8 protein-coding genes, 2 tRNA genes and 3 rRNA genes are annotated in these 15,673 nt (G+C 44.6%); 3 read left to right on the top strand and 10 right to left on the bottom strand.

The annotated features are described in order from the left end of the window. The first annotated feature begins 849 nt into the window (after positions 1-849). Positions 850-1,047, top strand: coding sequence for a hypothetical protein (locus ACWPW6_RS02775; protein ID WP_249999720.1), 198 nt, complete (start codon positions 850-852; stop codon positions 1,045-1,047). Between the two features lie 6 nt (positions 1,048-1,053). Here the strand turns inward: ACWPW6_RS02775 and rrf are convergent. From rrf to pepQ, 9 genes are all read right to left on the bottom strand, one after another. Then, positions 1,054-1,169 (bottom strand): 5S ribosomal RNA (gene rrf / locus ACWPW6_RS02770). A 119-nt stretch (positions 1,170-1,288) separates the two neighbouring features. After that, positions 1,289-4,194 (bottom strand): 23S ribosomal RNA (locus ACWPW6_RS02765). Between the two features lie 330 nt (positions 4,195-4,524). Beyond that, positions 4,525-4,600 (bottom strand) — tRNA-Ala (locus tag ACWPW6_RS02760). 141 nt (positions 4,601-4,741) lie between these two features. Next, a tRNA-Ile gene (locus tag ACWPW6_RS02755) sits at positions 4,742-4,818 on the bottom strand. Positions 4,819-4,884: 66 nt separating this feature from the next. Beyond that, a 16S ribosomal RNA gene (locus ACWPW6_RS02750) occupies positions 4,885-6,424 on the bottom strand. The 16S, 23S and 5S rRNA genes sit together here with 2 tRNA genes alongside, the layout of an rRNA operon. 565 nt (positions 6,425-6,989) lie before the next feature. Next, positions 6,990-7,514 (bottom strand): menaquinone-dependent protoporphyrinogen IX dehydrogenase, encoded by a 525-nt coding sequence (gene hemG / locus ACWPW6_RS02745; RefSeq protein ID WP_154624680.1) that lies wholly within the window; start codon positions 7,512-7,514, stop codon positions 6,990-6,992. Positions 7,515-7,531: 17 nt separating this feature from the next. Next, the gene (gene trkH, locus ACWPW6_RS02740) at positions 7,532-8,983 is read right to left on the bottom strand and encodes a Trk system potassium transporter TrkH (protein WP_163860650.1); all 1,452 of its coding nucleotides are present in this window, start codon (positions 8,981-8,983) and stop codon (positions 7,532-7,534) included. A 15-nt stretch (positions 8,984-8,998) separates the two neighbouring features. Further along, on the bottom strand, positions 8,999-9,625 hold the full coding sequence (locus ACWPW6_RS02735) for an IMPACT family protein (RefSeq protein WP_154624678.1): 627 nt from the start codon (positions 9,623-9,625) through the stop codon (positions 8,999-9,001). Continuing rightward, positions 9,625-10,959 carry a Xaa-Pro dipeptidase gene (gene pepQ / locus ACWPW6_RS02730; RefSeq protein ID WP_163860649.1) on the bottom strand — a complete coding sequence of 445 codons (1,335 nt, stop codon included), beginning with the start codon at positions 10,957-10,959 and terminating at the stop codon, positions 9,625-9,627. The genes ACWPW6_RS02735 and pepQ overlap by 1 nt, the downstream gene beginning before the upstream one ends. A gap of 258 nt (positions 10,960-11,217) precedes the next feature. Between pepQ and fadB the strand changes: the two genes are divergently transcribed. Both fadB and fadA read left to right on the top strand, forming a co-directional pair. Beyond that, entirely contained in the window at positions 11,218-13,410 is a 2,193-nt protein-coding gene (fadB, locus tag ACWPW6_RS02725; RefSeq protein WP_249999796.1) for a fatty acid oxidation complex subunit alpha FadB, read from the top strand. 4 nt (positions 13,411-13,414) lie between these two features. After that, a complete protein-coding gene (fadA, locus tag ACWPW6_RS02720; RefSeq protein WP_154624675.1) occupies positions 13,415-14,581 on the top strand; it encodes an acetyl-CoA C-acyltransferase FadA in 1,167 nt (388 codons plus the stop codon). Between the two features lie 385 nt (positions 14,582-14,966). On the opposite strand, the gene fre is transcribed toward fadA, so the two are convergent. After that, entirely contained in the window at positions 14,967-15,668 is a 702-nt protein-coding gene (gene fre / locus ACWPW6_RS02715) for an NAD(P)H-flavin reductase (RefSeq protein ID WP_154624674.1), read from the bottom strand. Positions 15,669-15,673 lie beyond the last annotated feature (5 nt).

Here is a 15,673-nt window from a genome sequence, read left to right as displayed (position 1 = left end):
TTCATAATATCAGTATTACCGTTAGCCCTTACCAACTCACTTGTACAACCCACCGAATCACAATACCAAGTCGTTCTACGCCATTGTTGACCCGTTCCATTTTTGCCATAGTTTAGCCAATATTCATTACGCCTCAAATACAGAATGTTTTACATTATTAGTGAGCAGTTGTGTTGAATAGCCTCTACTTCTCCCCTGACAATCTCGTAAGCTAATGCCTATAAACGACGAAGGAATATTTAGCATGGGCGAATGACTGGCAAGAAAGATGGCAAGAAGGAGTGAGACTCAATGCTGTAGCGAATGATAAATAGCAATTCAATAGCAGTAAAATGTAAGCGGCCAATCATCACACATGCAACTCTACACCTATATCTCGTATGCGAACCAGCCCTCATAAAGGATGCGTGACTCGTTTATCGCTAACCGATATAGCAAGTAGGAATGGCATAAGATCAATAAACTGAATGACTTTTACTTTATGAGTTGATTTTATTGATATTATTAGTTGTCGTATTTTAATAAAAGATGCAGAAAAAAAACGGTTTCAACGACTGATTCATGCTTTACTCAATAAATATTCGTCTCCTTCTATTATGGTCAGAATAATAAAAAACCATCCTTAACAAGAATGAGCTAAAGGTCGTCAATGATCTCTACCGCTATTTGACTCTCCCCTAACAGCCTCTGAGGCCAGAGCTTATAAGCTAGCGAGTTATTTACCTATAAGTTGATGAGATGGATATCGAGTACTCAGTATGATAAAGCGATCTAAACCATGATGTTATTTAGATACCGATTGCGATTCATAAAAATAAACACCAGTCATCCTATAAAATGGTCTCAACCATGAAAATAAGTCGAATAGTGAGCCATTCCTTTATCTCTACTCAATGTGTTGGCTATCAATATGCGGTTCGCTGGTGCAGGATTGGCAAGGAAGCGCCGTGGATGGGGTTGGTGGTGACAGTAAGGCAGAAGGATGATAAAACGGTATCACATCCCCCAAACGCAAAAAAGCCACCCGATGGGTGGCTTTCTCACTAATTTAATGTCTGGCAGTTCCCTACTCTCACATGGGGAGACCCCACACTACCATCGGCGCTACGGCGTTTCACTGCTGAGTTCGGCATGGGGTCAGGTGGGACCACCGCGCTATTGCCGCCAGACAAATTCGGTTTTCGTTCCCGTTGGCTTACACCAACCAGAACAGCAATCTTGAACAAGCTAATTTCTCGCACTCTGCGTGCGCTTCACAACGTTCTCTCTAAAACACCTTCGGTGTTGTCAGGTTAAGCCTCACGGTTCATTAGTACTGGTTAGCTCAACGTATCGCTACGCTTACACACCCAGCCTATCAACGTCTTAGTCTTAAACGTTCCTTTAGGACCCTTAAAGAGTCAGGGAAGACTCATCTCAAGGCAAGTTTCCCGCTTAGATGCTTTCAGCGGTTATCTCTTCCGCACTTAGCTACCGGGCAGTGCCATTGGCATGACAACCCGAACACCAGTGGTGCGTCCACTCCGGTCCTCTCGTACTAGGAGCAGCCCCTTTCAATCTTCCAACGCCCACGGCAGATAGGGACCGAACTGTCTCACGACGTTCTAAACCCAGCTCGCGTACCACTTTAAATGGCGAACAGCCATACCCTTGGGACCTACTTCAGCCCCAGGATGTGATGAGCCGACATCGAGGTGCCAAACACCGCCGTCGATATGAACTCTTGGGCGGTATCAGCCTGTTATCCCCGGAGTACCTTTTATCCGTTGAGCGATGGCCCTTCCATTCAGAACCACCGGATCACTAAGACCTACTTTCGTACCTGCTCGAGCCGTCACTCTCGCAGTCAAGCTGGCTTATGCCTTTGCACTAACCGCATGATGTCCGACCATGCTTAGCCAACCTTCGTGCTCCTCCGTTACTCTTTGGGAGGAGACCGCCCCAGTCAAACTACCCACCAGACACTGTCCGCACCCCAGATGATGGGGCCACGTTAGAACATCAAACATTAAAGGGTGGTATTTCAAGGTTGGCTCCATGCAGACTGGCGTCCACACTTCAAAGCCTCCCACCTATCCTACACATCAAGGCTCAATGTTCAGTGTCAAGCTATAGTAAAGGTTCACGGGGTCTTTCCGTCTTGCCGCGGGTACACTGCATCTTCACAGCGAGTTCAATTTCACTGAGTCTCGGGTGGAGACAGCCTGGCCATCATTACGCCATTCGTGCAGGTCGGAACTTACCCGACAAGGAATTTCGCTACCTTAGGACCGTTATAGTTACGGCCGCCGTTTACTGGGGCTTCGATCAAGAGCTTCTCCTTACGGATAACCCCATCAATTAACCTTCCAGCACCGGGCAGGCGTCACACCGTATACGTCCACTTTCGTGTTTGCACAGTGCTGTGTTTTTAATAAACAGTTGCAGCCAGCTGGTATCTGCGACTGGCTTCAGCTCCATCCGCAAGGGACTTCACCTAGCGCCAGCGTGCCTTCTCCCGAAGTTACGGCACCATTTTGCCTAGTTCCTTCACCCGAGTTCTCTCAAGCGCCTGAGTATTCTCTACCTGACCACCTGTGTCGGTTTGGGGTACGATTAATGATAATCTAGAGCTTAGAGGCTTTTCCTGGAAGCGGGGCATGAGCTACTTCGCCACCGTAGTGACTCGTCATCAGACCTCAGCATATAGTGAACCGGATTTGCCTAATTCACCTGCCTACATCCTTAAACCGGGACAACCGTCGCCCGGCCAGCTTAGCCTTCTCCGTCCCCCCATCGCAATTATCACCAGTACAGGAATATTAACCTGTTTCCCATCGACTACGCATTTCTGCCTCGCCTTAGGGGTCGACTCACCCTGCCCCGATTAACGTTGGACAGGAACCCTTGGTCTTCCGGCGTGCGGGTTTTTCACCCGCATTATCGTTACTTATGTCAGCATTCGCACTTCTGATACCTCCAGCATGCCTCGCAGCACACCTTCACAGGCTTACAGAACGCTCCCCTACCCAACAACATCTAAATGTCGCTGCCGCAGCTTCGGTGCATGGTTTAGCCCCGTTACATCTTCCGCGCAGGCCGACTCGACCAGTGAGCTATTACGCTTTCTTTAAATGATGGCTGCTTCTAAGCCAACATCCTGGCTGTCTGAGCCTTCCCACTTCGTTTCCCACTTAACCATGACTTTGGGACCTTAGCTGGCGGTCTGGGTTGTTTCCCTCTTCACGACGAACGTTAGCACCCGCCGTGTGTCTCCCGTGATAACATTCTTCGGTATTCGTAGTTTGCATCGGGTTGGTAAGTCGGGATGACCCCCTAGCCGAAACAGTGCTCTACCCCCGAAGATGAGTTCACGAGGCGCTACCTAAATAGCTTTCGGGGAGAACCAGCTATCTCCCGGTTTGATTGGCCTTTCACCCCCAGCCACAAGTCATCCGCTAATTTTTCAACATTAGTCGGTTCGGTCCTCCAGTTAGTGTTACCCAACCTTCAACCTGCCCATGGCTAGATCACCGGGTTTCGGGTCTATACCCTGCAACTTAATCGCCCAGTTAAGACTCGGTTTCCCTACGGCTCCCCTATACGGTTAACCTTGCTACAGAATATAAGTCGCTGACCCATTATACAAAAGGTACGCAGTCACACCTAAAAGGTGCTCCCACTGCTTGTACGTACACGGTTTCAGGTTCTATTTCACTCCCCTCGCCGGGGTTCTTTTCGCCTTTCCCTCACGGTACTGGTTCACTATCGGTCAATCAGGAGTATTTAGCCTTGGAGGATGGTCCCCCCATATTCAGACAGGATAACACGTGTCCCGCCCTACTCGTCGAGTTCACAACACCAACACCTTCGGATACGGGGCTATCACCCTTTACTGCCGGACTTTCCAGACCGTTCTCCTGATGCTGATGCTGATTAAGACTCTGGGCTGCTCCCCGTTCGCTCGCCGCTACTAGGGGAATCTCGGTTGATTTCTTTTCCTCGAGGTACTGAGATGTTTCAGTTCCCTCGGTTCGCCTCGTTTGACTATGGATTCATCAAACGATAGTGCAACGAATTGCACTGGGTTTCCCCATTCGGACATCGTCGGCTATAGCGGTTCATATCACCTTACCGACGCTTTTCGCAGATTAGCACGTCCTTCATCGCCTCTGATTGCCTAGGCATCCACCGTGTACGCTTAGTCGCTTAACCTCACAACCCGAAGGTGTCTTTTCGTGTCGTTCTGATCGGTAATGGCTGCGCGTGGTGAACTTCTGCGTTGGGCAGTGCTCGCAATGCTCACGTACGAATGTACGCTGCGCTTGCTGTGCGCTGTCCGCCTTGAATTTCACACTGCTCGCTCATTACAGTTGCCATCATGACAAAACAGCATTCGCGTTGAGATTTTTGAGAGACTCTCACATTGTTTAAGCGATAAACAATGTGCGTTGTTTCAATTTTCAGCTTGTTCCAGATTGTTAAAGAGCATAATTATTCGCAATAGACTATAACTAATCTATTCTGAATAATTCAAAAGTATTATGGTGGAGCTAAGCGGGATCGAACCGCTGACCTCCTGCGTGCAAGGCAGGCGCTCTCCCAGCTGAGCTATAGCCCCATAACAGGTTTGACAGTACCAATTATCTTCTTCTTTACGCGGTTCGCGTCTTCGGAAGGTCTTTTTTCTTAGGCAAGGCGTAGTCTTGGCGACGTTTACGCGGGTAAACGAGCTAAGCTACAACGCAGCATAAGCAAAAAGTGGTAGGCCTGAGTGGACTTGAACCACCGACCTCACCCTTATCAGGGGTGCGCTCTAACCACCTGAGCTACAAGCCTATTGATACCGTTGACTCTATTTCATCAGACAATCTGTGTGAACACTTCACAAGAACACTTCAATGGTAAGGAGGTGATCCAACCGCAGGTTCCCCTACGGTTACCTTGTTACGACTTCACCCCAGTCATGGATCACAAAGTGGTAAGCGCCCTCCCGAAGGTTAAGCTACCTACTTCTTTTGCAACCCACTCCCATGGTGTGACGGGCGGTGTGTACAAGGCCCGGGAACGTATTCACCGTAGCATTCTGATCTACGATTACTAGCGATTCCGACTTCATGGAGTCGAGTTGCAGACTCCAATCCGGACTACGACGTACTTTATGAGTTCCGCTTGCTCTCGCGAGGTCGCTTCTCTTTGTATACGCCATTGTAGCACGTGTGTAGCCCTACTCGTAAGGGCCATGATGACTTGACGTCATCCCCACCTTCCTCCGGTTTATCACCGGCAGTCTCCTTTGAGTTCCCGACCGAATCGCTGGCAACAAAGGATAAGGGTTGCGCTCGTTGCGGGACTTAACCCAACATTTCACAACACGAGCTGACGACAGCCATGCAGCACCTGTCTCAGAGTTCCCGAAGGCACTAAAGCATCTCTGCTAAATTCTCTGGATGTCAAGAGTAGGTAAGGTTCTTCGCGTTGCATCGAATTAAACCACATGCTCCACCGCTTGTGCGGGCCCCCGTCAATTCATTTGAGTTTTAACCTTGCGGCCGTACTCCCCAGGCGGTCGATTTAACGCGTTAGCTCCGGAAGCCACGCCTCAAGGGCACAACCTCCAAATCGACATCGTTTACAGCGTGGACTACCAGGGTATCTAATCCTGTTTGCTCCCCACGCTTTCGCACCTGAGCGTCAGTCTTTGTCCAGGGGGCCGCCTTCGCCACCGGTATTCCTCCACATCTCTACGCATTTCACCGCTACACATGGAATTCTACCCCCCTCTACAAGACTCTAGCTGACCAGTCTTAGATGCCATTCCCAGGTTAAGCCCGGGGATTTCACATCTAACTTAATCAACCGCCTGCGTGCGCTTTACGCCCAGTAATTCCGATTAACGCTTGCACCCTCCGTATTACCGCGGCTGCTGGCACGGAGTTAGCCGGTGCTTCTTCTGTCGGTAACGTCAATCGTTGATGATATTAGCATCAACGCCTTCCTCCCGACTGAAAGTACTTTACAACCCTAGGGCCTTCTTCATACACGCGGCATGGCTGCATCAGGCTTGCGCCCATTGTGCAATATTCCCCACTGCTGCCTCCCGTAGGAGTCTGGGCCGTGTCTCAGTCCCAGTGTGGCTGATCATCCTCTCAGACCAGCTAGGGATCGTCGCCTAGGTGAGCCATTACCCCACCTACTAGCTAATCCCATATGGGTTCATCCGATAGCGCAAGGCCCGAAGGTCCCCTGCTTTGCTCCTTAGAGATTATGCGGTATTAGCCACCGTTTCCAGTAGTTATCCCCCTCTATCGGGCAGATCCCCATACATTACTCACCCGTCCGCCGCTCGTCAGCGGGAAGCAAGCTTCCCCTGTTACCGCTCGACTTGCATGTGTTAGGCCTGCCGCCAGCGTTCAATCTGAGCCATGATCAAACTCTTCAATTAAAAGTAGTCTGATGCTCAAAGAATTAAACTGTTTATCAATTCGCTTCTGTTCGGCTAACTTTGTCGGCTTCGCTGCGCTTTCCTCGCCGTACCTCAGTACTGTCTCGGAAATGCTCACTCGCCTTCGCGTTATCCTTCCACAATCGAATTGCACATTGTTAGTTCATATATGAATTAACGTGTTAGTCACTCTTCAAGACTTAAAATCAAATATTTTTTTGATAGTGTCCTGTGAGTGCCCACACAGATTGTCTGATAAATTGTTAAAGAGCGTTGCGACTTTATCTTTCGATATTAACCGTTTAGGTTGTTGTCGCGAGGTGTCGTATACTACGTTTTTCTGTCAGAAAGTCAAGTGATTATTTTCAACTTTTTCTCTCTTTTTCACCTCAGTCATCACGAGGGTTTCTTTTTCAACCTGACCACCGAAGCGGTTTGTCGTGACAACGGATGCGCATTATAGGGAGTCAGAAAATTCTAGCAAGTGTTTTTTAAACTTTTTATTTCAACCGATGAAACATTAGACAAATCGCTTAAAATCATCACTTATTGCTAAAAATATGTACTACAAGCGTTCAAATTCTTGAGTAAATTGACTGACCTTTTCCCAATCTGTGTATTCGATCTCTGTATTGGGGTCAGTAGGGCCATCGGTCATCTTCATAATAAAGCGAATCATTGTCTTATCAAACCAGCCATACTTGGGATACATCAAAGCGCCAGCAAATACAGATTTTAATGTCGGCTTCCAAAGACTTTTCTCTAAAAACTTACGCGTATAGGCATTTGTCTCTGGGGTATCTTTTCCTTCTTTTCTTGCGGTGAGGTTTACACCAAAGAAAGCCGTTTTCATCACATTCAATTGCTGTTGATGCATATTAACAAACCGTACAAGTGATTTGTTAAAATGGCCATAGCGAATAGATGCCCCAACCAACACCTTCTCATAGGACGCTATATTGATATTCTTTTCAGTATTTAAATCACGAATATCACATTGATGCCCTAAGCTTCTTAATTGTTCAGCTATTTTTAAAACAATTTTTTTCGTTTGCCCATCAGTACTTGAATGCAAAAGTAAATAACTCATTCTTAATCCTAATATGGCTAATCACGCCAAAATGTTGGTGTGAATAACACTAATAATGTAAAGACTTCAAGACGACCAAATAACATGGTCACAACTAGTATCCACTTCCCAGTGGGGTTCATTGAGGTAAAGTTATCTGCAACGGTTCCAAGTCCGGGCCCTAAGTTATTTAACGTTGTTGCTATAGCAGAAAAAGCAGAAAACTCATCAACACCCGTCGCGATTAACAGAAGTAGACTCACTACAAATACCAATGCATAAGCAGAAAAGAATCCCCAAACAGCTTCAATGATCCTCTCAGGTAATGCTCTTTGGCCTAATTTTATGGTATAAACCGCATTAGGATGGACCAACCTTTTTAACTCTCGGGAACCTTGCAAAAACAGTAATAAAATACGGATAACCTTTAACCCACCCCCCGTCGATCCAGCACAGCCACCCACAAATGCCGCACATAATAGAAGCATGGGTAAAAATAAAGGCCATCCTGCAAAGCTATCAGTCGTAAAGCCTGCCGTTGTAGCCATTGAGACGACTTGGAAAAAAGCTTGATCAAGTGTCTGTCCGAAAGAACCATAGACTGAATGATAGAGTAAAACCAATGTACAAATAATAACGAGCACTAACTGAAAGCTAATAAATGTTTTAAATTCAGGATCACGCCAATAGATCCCTAAGCTACGTCCAGTTAATACCGCAAAATGTAAACCGAAATTACAACCCGATATCAGCAAGAAAATTGCAATAATGGTATTGATAGCAGGACTATTAAAATAGCCGACACTCGCATCATGAGTTGAGAAGCCGCCAATCGCTATTGTTGAAAAACTATGGGAAATCGCATCAAAAACATCCATTCCAGCGATCCACAGTGCGATAGCACAAATAATGGTCAGTAAGACATAAATCAGCCAAAGTGTTTTCGCGGTTTCCGCAATACGAGGACGCATCTTATTATCTTTCAGTGGCCCCGGCATTTCAGCTCGATAAAGCTGCATTCCCCCAACCCCCAATAATGGGAGAATAGCCACAGCGAGTACAATGATCCCCATGCCGCCAAGCCATTGTAACATTTGTCGATAAAATAAAATCGCTTTAGGCAGCGTATCTAAGCCTGTTAACGTTGTTGCACCCGTTGTCGTTAATCCAGAAAAAGACTCAAAGAAAGCATCCGTTATTGAGAGATTTGGCTTCTCAGAGAAAATAAAGGGTAATGCCCCTACGCTACCAAGAACTGTCCAAAATAATACTACGATTAAGAAACCTTCTTTTGCTTTAAGTTCATGTTTGCTATTACGGGTAGGGATCCACAAAAGCAGACCGATCACTAAAGCCGCAACAAAAGTTTGACTAAATGCTCGTCCAGCGCCATCACGATAAATTAACGCAACAATACCAGGAACAACCATGGTAAAAGAGAAAATAATGACGAGTAGCCCGACAATACGGGTTATTGCACGAAAATGCATTCGGCAGGTTCCTTGCTAACCAATTAACGATTCAGATTCCGGTATAAGCTCTAAAGCTCCGCGACTCATATCGCGTAATTTATCATTGACTTCGTGTTCTAAGGTAGCAGGAATTGCAATTCGCAAGAAAACTGTTTCATTGTATTCGCTATGCACAATCATACCATTCACTTGCGCAACCAACTGCTCGACCGTATTAATAAATGAATAATCACAAACGAGATGAAAAAATTTTTGGGGTACTTTCGTCTGTGTTGGTAATAACTTAAGTGCCTGTTGAGCTCCGTTACCGTAAGCTTTAACTAACCCCCCTGTGCCTAACTTAATCCCACCAAAATAACGCACAACGACGCAAGTAACCTCACCTAAATGACTTCCAAGTAATTGTGCCATTATTGGCTTTCCTGCCGTACCAGTCGGCTCGCCATCGTCAGAAAAACCAAGCTGCTGGGAGTCATCGGGACGCCCAGCAACAAATGCCCAGCAATGGTGCCGAGCATCTGGGTATTGTGCTTTAATCGATTGAATATAATCTTTTGCAGCATCAATACCATCGGTATGTGCAAGATAGGTAATAAAACGGCTTTTCTTAATTTCTTCTGTATAAGAAATAGATTCAGCCGGTATTAAATAAGCTTTCATTACGGTAATTGCAAATCTCGCGTCATATTTTCAACTCGATTATGGTGAATGATAATGTTGTCTTCAATACGAATACCACCATATGGCTTGAATTGTTCAATCTTTTCCCAATTAAAATATTGATTAAACTCGCTAGAACGCCAAGATGATAACAAGGATTCAATAAAATATAAGCCTGGCTCAATGGTTACGACCATTCTCGGTTCAAGTACACGAGTACAACGCAAGAATGGGTACATTTTCGGTGCGGCAAGTAATGTTCCCTCTTCATCTTGCATAAAGCCAGCAGCATCATGGACTTGTAGGCCTAAAGGATGACCTAAGCCATGAGGTAAAAATGGCGTAGTGAGCCCTTTTTCCACCATAACTTCTTCACTTACCCCTTTAATTATTGAGTGTTTTTTCAATAACTTGGCAATTCTATGATGCATATCGACATGATAATCCGTATAACGAACACCCGCTTTAATCGTGTCGATGAGTGATAACTGCTCTTTATTTAAATCAGCAACGAGTGCAGCGAAGTCACTTTTGCCTTTTGCTGCATAAGTGCGTGTGATATCTGCGGCATAGCCATTATATTCTGCACCCGCGTCGATCAAAAAGCTTCTAATCTCACTCGGCGCTTGTTGCTGTAATTTGGTGTAATGCAATACAGCCGCATTTTCATTCAGCGCAACAATATTACCGTAAGGAACATCGGTATCACGATGGCCTGTCGCCTGTAAGTAGCTAATATTGATATCAAACTCACTCATACCCGCTTGAAAAGCTTCAAATGCCGATAAATGGCCGTTTACCGCCATTTTCTGAGCTTCACGCATGCAGTACATCTCATAATCCGTTTTATATGAGCGGTGAAAATGGTAAAAATCAATAACAGGTTTTGGGTTAATGTTTTGTAAGCGAATACCTAATGATTCTGCTCTTTCTTTAGCAGAACCAATATATGCCATATTATCCTTAGAAAGATTCGCTAAAAATTGGCTAATATCGTCAGCATTTTTTAAATGAATAAGTTCAACTTCTTTTGTCCAGAAACTATTCGGTAGCGGTTCAACACTGTGCCAATAATCAACAGGTGAATAAAACCATAATTTAGGTTTATTTACGCCATCAACTAATAACCACGAATGTGGGACATCCGTTACAGGTACCCATGCTTTAAAGTGAGGATTGACTTTAAAGGGGTAATCACTGTCATCAAGGAAGATACGTAGAGGTTCACCAGAATGAATCAGTATGGCGTCTAGCTTGCTGCGCTGTAAGACTTGCTGAGTTGTTGTTTGCAAAGTTTTAATATGTTCAGCGTAGAGTGCAGTCAGTTTTTCCATTTCATTCAACCTTTCAGCTTTATTTAGAAAATGAAAGCTTAGCACGTTCTTTAATTTACTGGTATGCAGTCTAAACAGAAAACCCTTTAATTAATTGATTGGTAAATAAAATACTATTTTCATCAACCTGTATTCCTACTGTTTGCTGTGATCAACATTCCACTTTTGTTATTGATTATTTGCATTTTATTAACATTCTAGTCACACTCAATTCTATCTGGTCGTACCAGATGATAAAATCATCATAAGGAGAGCGGCATGCTTTATCAAAGTGAAACAATCTATGTTCAATGGTTGAAAACAGGTATTGCAGAACTCGTTTTTAACTCAGCCGAGCCAATAAATAAGTTAGATACTCATACCGTTGCTTCACTTGATGAAGCAGTTGCTACTCTTGAACAGCAAACAGAACTCTTGGGTGTTATTTTAAGATCTGACAAACCGGCTTTTATCGTTGGTGCTGATATCAAAGAATTTCTTTCTCTTTTTGAAGCACCAGCAGAAATGTTAAGTGAATGGCTAAGCTACGCAAATCGCATTTTTAATCGTATAGAAGATTTGCCTGTTCCTACTGTGAGTGCCATTAATGGCTACGCGTTAGGTGGCGGCTGTGAATGTATTCTTTCCACCGACTTACGAATTGCCTCTCCAGATGCTCGCGTAGGTTTACCTGAAACTAAGTTAGGTATTATGCCTGGCTTTGGTGGGTCAGTCCGTTTGCCTAGACTCATTGGCTTAGATAGCGCTCTCGAAATTATTACCGCAGGTAAAGATGTCAGTGCAGCCGAAGCGTTAAAAATGGGATTAGTGGATGCGGTTGTTGAAACAGAAAAACTCCCTCAAGCTGCATTAGAATTGATTGAGTCAGCTATTTCTGGGGCGATTAATTGGCAGCAACGACGTCAACCGAAATTACAACCATTGCAACTTAGTCCTATTGAGCAAACAATGAGCTTTAATGTTGCGAAAGGAATGGTTTATAAGGTTGCGGGAAAACATTACCCAGCCCCAATGGCAGCAGTCAATACTATTGAAAAAGCCGCTAATTGTTCTCGTGATGAAGCGCTAAAACATGAAATGGCCGCTTTTGTTCCCCTTGCACACAGTGACGTCGCTCGTTCATTAGTCAGTATTTTCTTAAATGACCAACAAGTTAAGTCTACTAGCAAACGACTTTCTCGCCATGTAGAAGCCCCTAAACATGCAGCCGTACTCGGCGCGGGTATTATGGGTGGCGGGATCGCCTACCAATCAGCCAGCAAAGGTGTATCTGTGCTGATGAAAGATATTAATGAAAAATCGTTAGATTTAGGCATTGAAGAAGCCCATAAATTATTAAATGCTCAATTTGAAAGAGGCAAAATCAACGCTTCAAAAATGGCGAAAACTCTCGCATCCATTCACCCTTCTCTCTCCTACTCGGGCATTGAAAATGCACAAGTGGTCGTCGAAGCGGTTATTGAGAATCCTAAAATTAAAGCGGCTGTTCTCTCTGAAGTTGAGGCATTAGTTAGCCCTGAAACAATCTTAGCATCCAATACCTCTACTATTCCGATTACTGAACTAGCCAAATCACTGAAGAAACCTGAAAATTTCTGTGGAATGCACTTCTTTAACCCTGTGCACCGCATGCCATTGGTTGAAATTATTCGCGGTGAAAAAACGACCGATGAGACCATCGCTAAAGTTGTTGCCTACGCAAATAAAATGGGTAAAACCCCCATCGTCGTTAATGATTGCCCAGGGTTCTTTGTCAATAGGGTTCTTTTTCCTTATTTTGCAGGTTTTAACTTGCTATTACAGGATGGTGCCGACTTCAGAGAAATCGATAAAGTCATGGAAAAAGAATTTGGCTGGCCTATGGGCCCCGCTTATCTACTTGATGTTGTTGGGATCGATACCGCTTTTCACGCAGAACAGGTAATGGCTTTAGGTTTCCCTGAGCGTATGAGCAAGACCAATAAGAATGCCATCGATGTGATGTTTGAAGCACAACGCTTTGGGCAAAAAAATGGCAAAGGTTTTTATCAATACGAAAAAGATAAAAAAGGAAAACCGAAAAAGGTCGATGACCCAGAGACTGATGCGTTATTAGCGTCAATTAGTAAAGGAAAACGTTCATTTACTAAAGAAGAGATCATCGCACGTATGATGATCCCAATGATCAATGAAGTCGTTCGTTGCCTAGAAGAAGGTATTATTCAAAGCCCAGCGGATGCTGACATTGCACTCGTTTATGGTCTTGGTTTCCCTCCTTTCCGTGGAGGCGCATTCCGCTATTTAGATACAGTGGGTACACAATCCTATGCTAAAACAGCTGAAACATATGCTCAATTAAGCCCACTGTATCAAATTCCTGAGGGTCTCAAAGAAAAATCACAGACCAATTCCAGTTATTATGCGCTGCCACCTGTAGTGGCAATTGATGTTAAAAAAGTTGCGAGAGGCTAATAGTATGGAAAATGTCGTTATTATCGATGGAATACGTACACCTATGGGGCGTTCAAAAGGCGGTGTATTTCGCCATGTCCGAGCGGAAGACCTCTCAGCACATTTAATGAATGTAATTTTTGAACGCAATCCTAACGCAAGCAAGAAAGACCTCGATGACATTATTTGGGGATGCGTACAGCAAACCCTTGAACAAGGTTTTAATATTGCGAAAAATGCTGCGTTACTGACTGATATTCCACACACCGTTCCAGCGGTCACTGTCAACCGTTTATGTGGTTCATCCATGCAAGCTTTGCATGATGCAAGCCGATTGATAATGACGGGTGATGCGCACTCGGTATTAATCGGCGGTGTTGAACATATGGGCCATGTTCCAATGACACATGGTATTGATTTCAACCCTAAATTAACACTACGAGTCGCAAAAGCAGCAGGCGCTATGGGTTTAACCGCAGAAATGCTGGCAAAAATGTATAAAATTAGTCGCGAAGAACAAGATGCATTTGCGCTCAGGTCACATCAACGGGCAACAGAAGCAACGAGAAACGGGCAGTTTAAGCAAGAAATAGCCCCTATTGCTGGGCATGATAGCAATGGCAATCTCTTTGCCGTGAATTACGACGAGGTCATTCGTTTTGATGCCAATCTTGAAAGCTTAGCGTCATTACGTCCCGTCTTTGATCCTGTCAGCGGTACTGTAACTGCGGGTAACTCGTCGGCACTTTCGGATGGTGCATCAGCGATGTTAATCACTAGCGAAAGTTACGCGCATAAACAAGGGCTAAAGCCGAGAGCTAGAGTTCGCGCCATGGCTGTAGTCGGCTGTGATCCATCTATCATGGGCTTTGGGCCTGTTCCTGCAACAGAATTAGCGCTTAAGCGGGCTGGATTATCACTAGCCGATATGGATGTGATTGAGTTAAATGAAGCGTTTGCAGCTCAATCAATTGCCTGCCTAAAAGGGCTGAAACTACCTGAAAATCAAATTGATGAAAAAGTTAACCTTAATGGAGGTGCTATTGCACTAGGCCATCCTTTAGGATGCTCAGGAGCAAGAATAACAACCGCATTACTCAATCAATTAGAGCAAAAAGACAAACAATTTGGTCTAGCAACAATGTGTATAGGCTTTGGTCAGGGAATCGCAACCATCATAGAGCGTATATAACGTTTATACCCAAAATAGTTTGAATGGTAGTTTGCCAATAATAAAAGTGCGCTCAGAAAATTTATTTTATTACGTATTCTGAGCCACATTGCCAAGGCATATACCAATTGAAGTATCAAGGGTATACCGCTAGTTGCCGTCGTGTTGTTGTATGTTGTCAACATTCCCGCCTAGTCAGGGGCGGGCTTTTTATTTTGTGAAGCAATACGCTAAAGACAATTAGCCAATCAATGATATTGTTCCGCTGTCACTACAACCATTGCGAAAAGAGCATCGTAGAATAAAAATCATTAATCAACACAATGAAAAAGCCTCAGTGGCATAATAAATTTCAATAGACGCCACATTCAGTCTCAATATATTCGAAACGAAGCCATTGCGTGTTTTAAATAAACTCGTAAGCATCACCGAACAGTTGCTCAGGTTTTGCATTACGCTCGGCACAAAAGCGTTCTCTAGCGATTTTTGCCATTTCAAAACGCCCTGCGATATAGATGTCATAAGAAGACAAATCGCCAAAGTCTTCTAAGACCGCGCTTAATACCGTTCCTGATCGTCCTCGCCATAACTCATCAGGCTGTTCTACGATGGGCACAATTTTTAAATTCGAGTAACGTTCACTCAGCGCCTGAAGCTCACCTAAATCATAAAGATGTTCTAATTGGCGCCCTCCCCAATAGAAAGTAATGTCTCGAGAAGGGTTCTCCATCAACGCAGCCAGTAATATTGAATGTGTGTATGAGAAACCGGTTCCCCCCGCGACTAAAATCATGGGGTTTTGGCTATTTTCTCTAAACCAAGCTTTACCGTGTGGGATATCAATATCAATGCGGCGTTGGTCTAAAATTCTATCCATCACCGCCATGGCATAAAGATTAATCTCCGAAGCCCCAATATGAAGTTCAATTGTTTCGTTATTCGCGGGTGTAGAAGCCATGGAAAATGGGCGCTTATCACGTTCGTCCATTACCACCATAAGATACTGGCCCGCTTTAAAATGAAAAGGACCATCCGGCAACAAAATAACCCGATATACAGTATCAGTTATGGACTCAACAGATGTGACTTTGCAGCTCAAAGTTGCCATGGATC

This window comes from Providencia sp. Marseille-Q8014, from assembly GCF_965112055.1.
This window is presented reverse-complemented; position numbering and strand designations above follow the sequence as displayed.

Coding starts and splice junctions, on each gene's coding strand:
- ACWPW6_RS02775 (WP_249999720.1), top strand. CDS start 850: ATGAAAATAAGTCGAATAGTGAGCCATTCCTTTATCTCTACTCAATGT.
- hemG (WP_154624680.1), bottom strand. CDS start 7,514: ATGAGTTATTTACTTTTGCATTCAAGTACTGATGGGCAAACGAAAAAA.
- trkH (WP_163860650.1), bottom strand. CDS start 8,983: ATGCATTTTCGTGCAATAACCCGTATTGTCGGGCTACTCGTCATTATT.
- ACWPW6_RS02735 (WP_154624678.1), bottom strand. CDS start 9,625: ATGAAAGCTTATTTAATACCGGCTGAATCTATTTCTTATACAGAAGAA.
- pepQ (WP_163860649.1), bottom strand. CDS start 10,959: ATGGAAAAACTGACTGCACTCTACGCTGAACATATTAAAACTTTGCAA.
- fadB (WP_249999796.1), top strand. CDS start 11,218: ATGCTTTATCAAAGTGAAACAATCTATGTTCAATGGTTGAAAACAGGT.
- fadA (WP_154624675.1), top strand. CDS start 13,415: ATGGAAAATGTCGTTATTATCGATGGAATACGTACACCTATGGGGCGT.
- fre (WP_154624674.1), bottom strand. CDS start 15,668: ATGGCAACTTTGAGCTGCAAAGTCACATCTGTTGAGTCCATAACTGAT.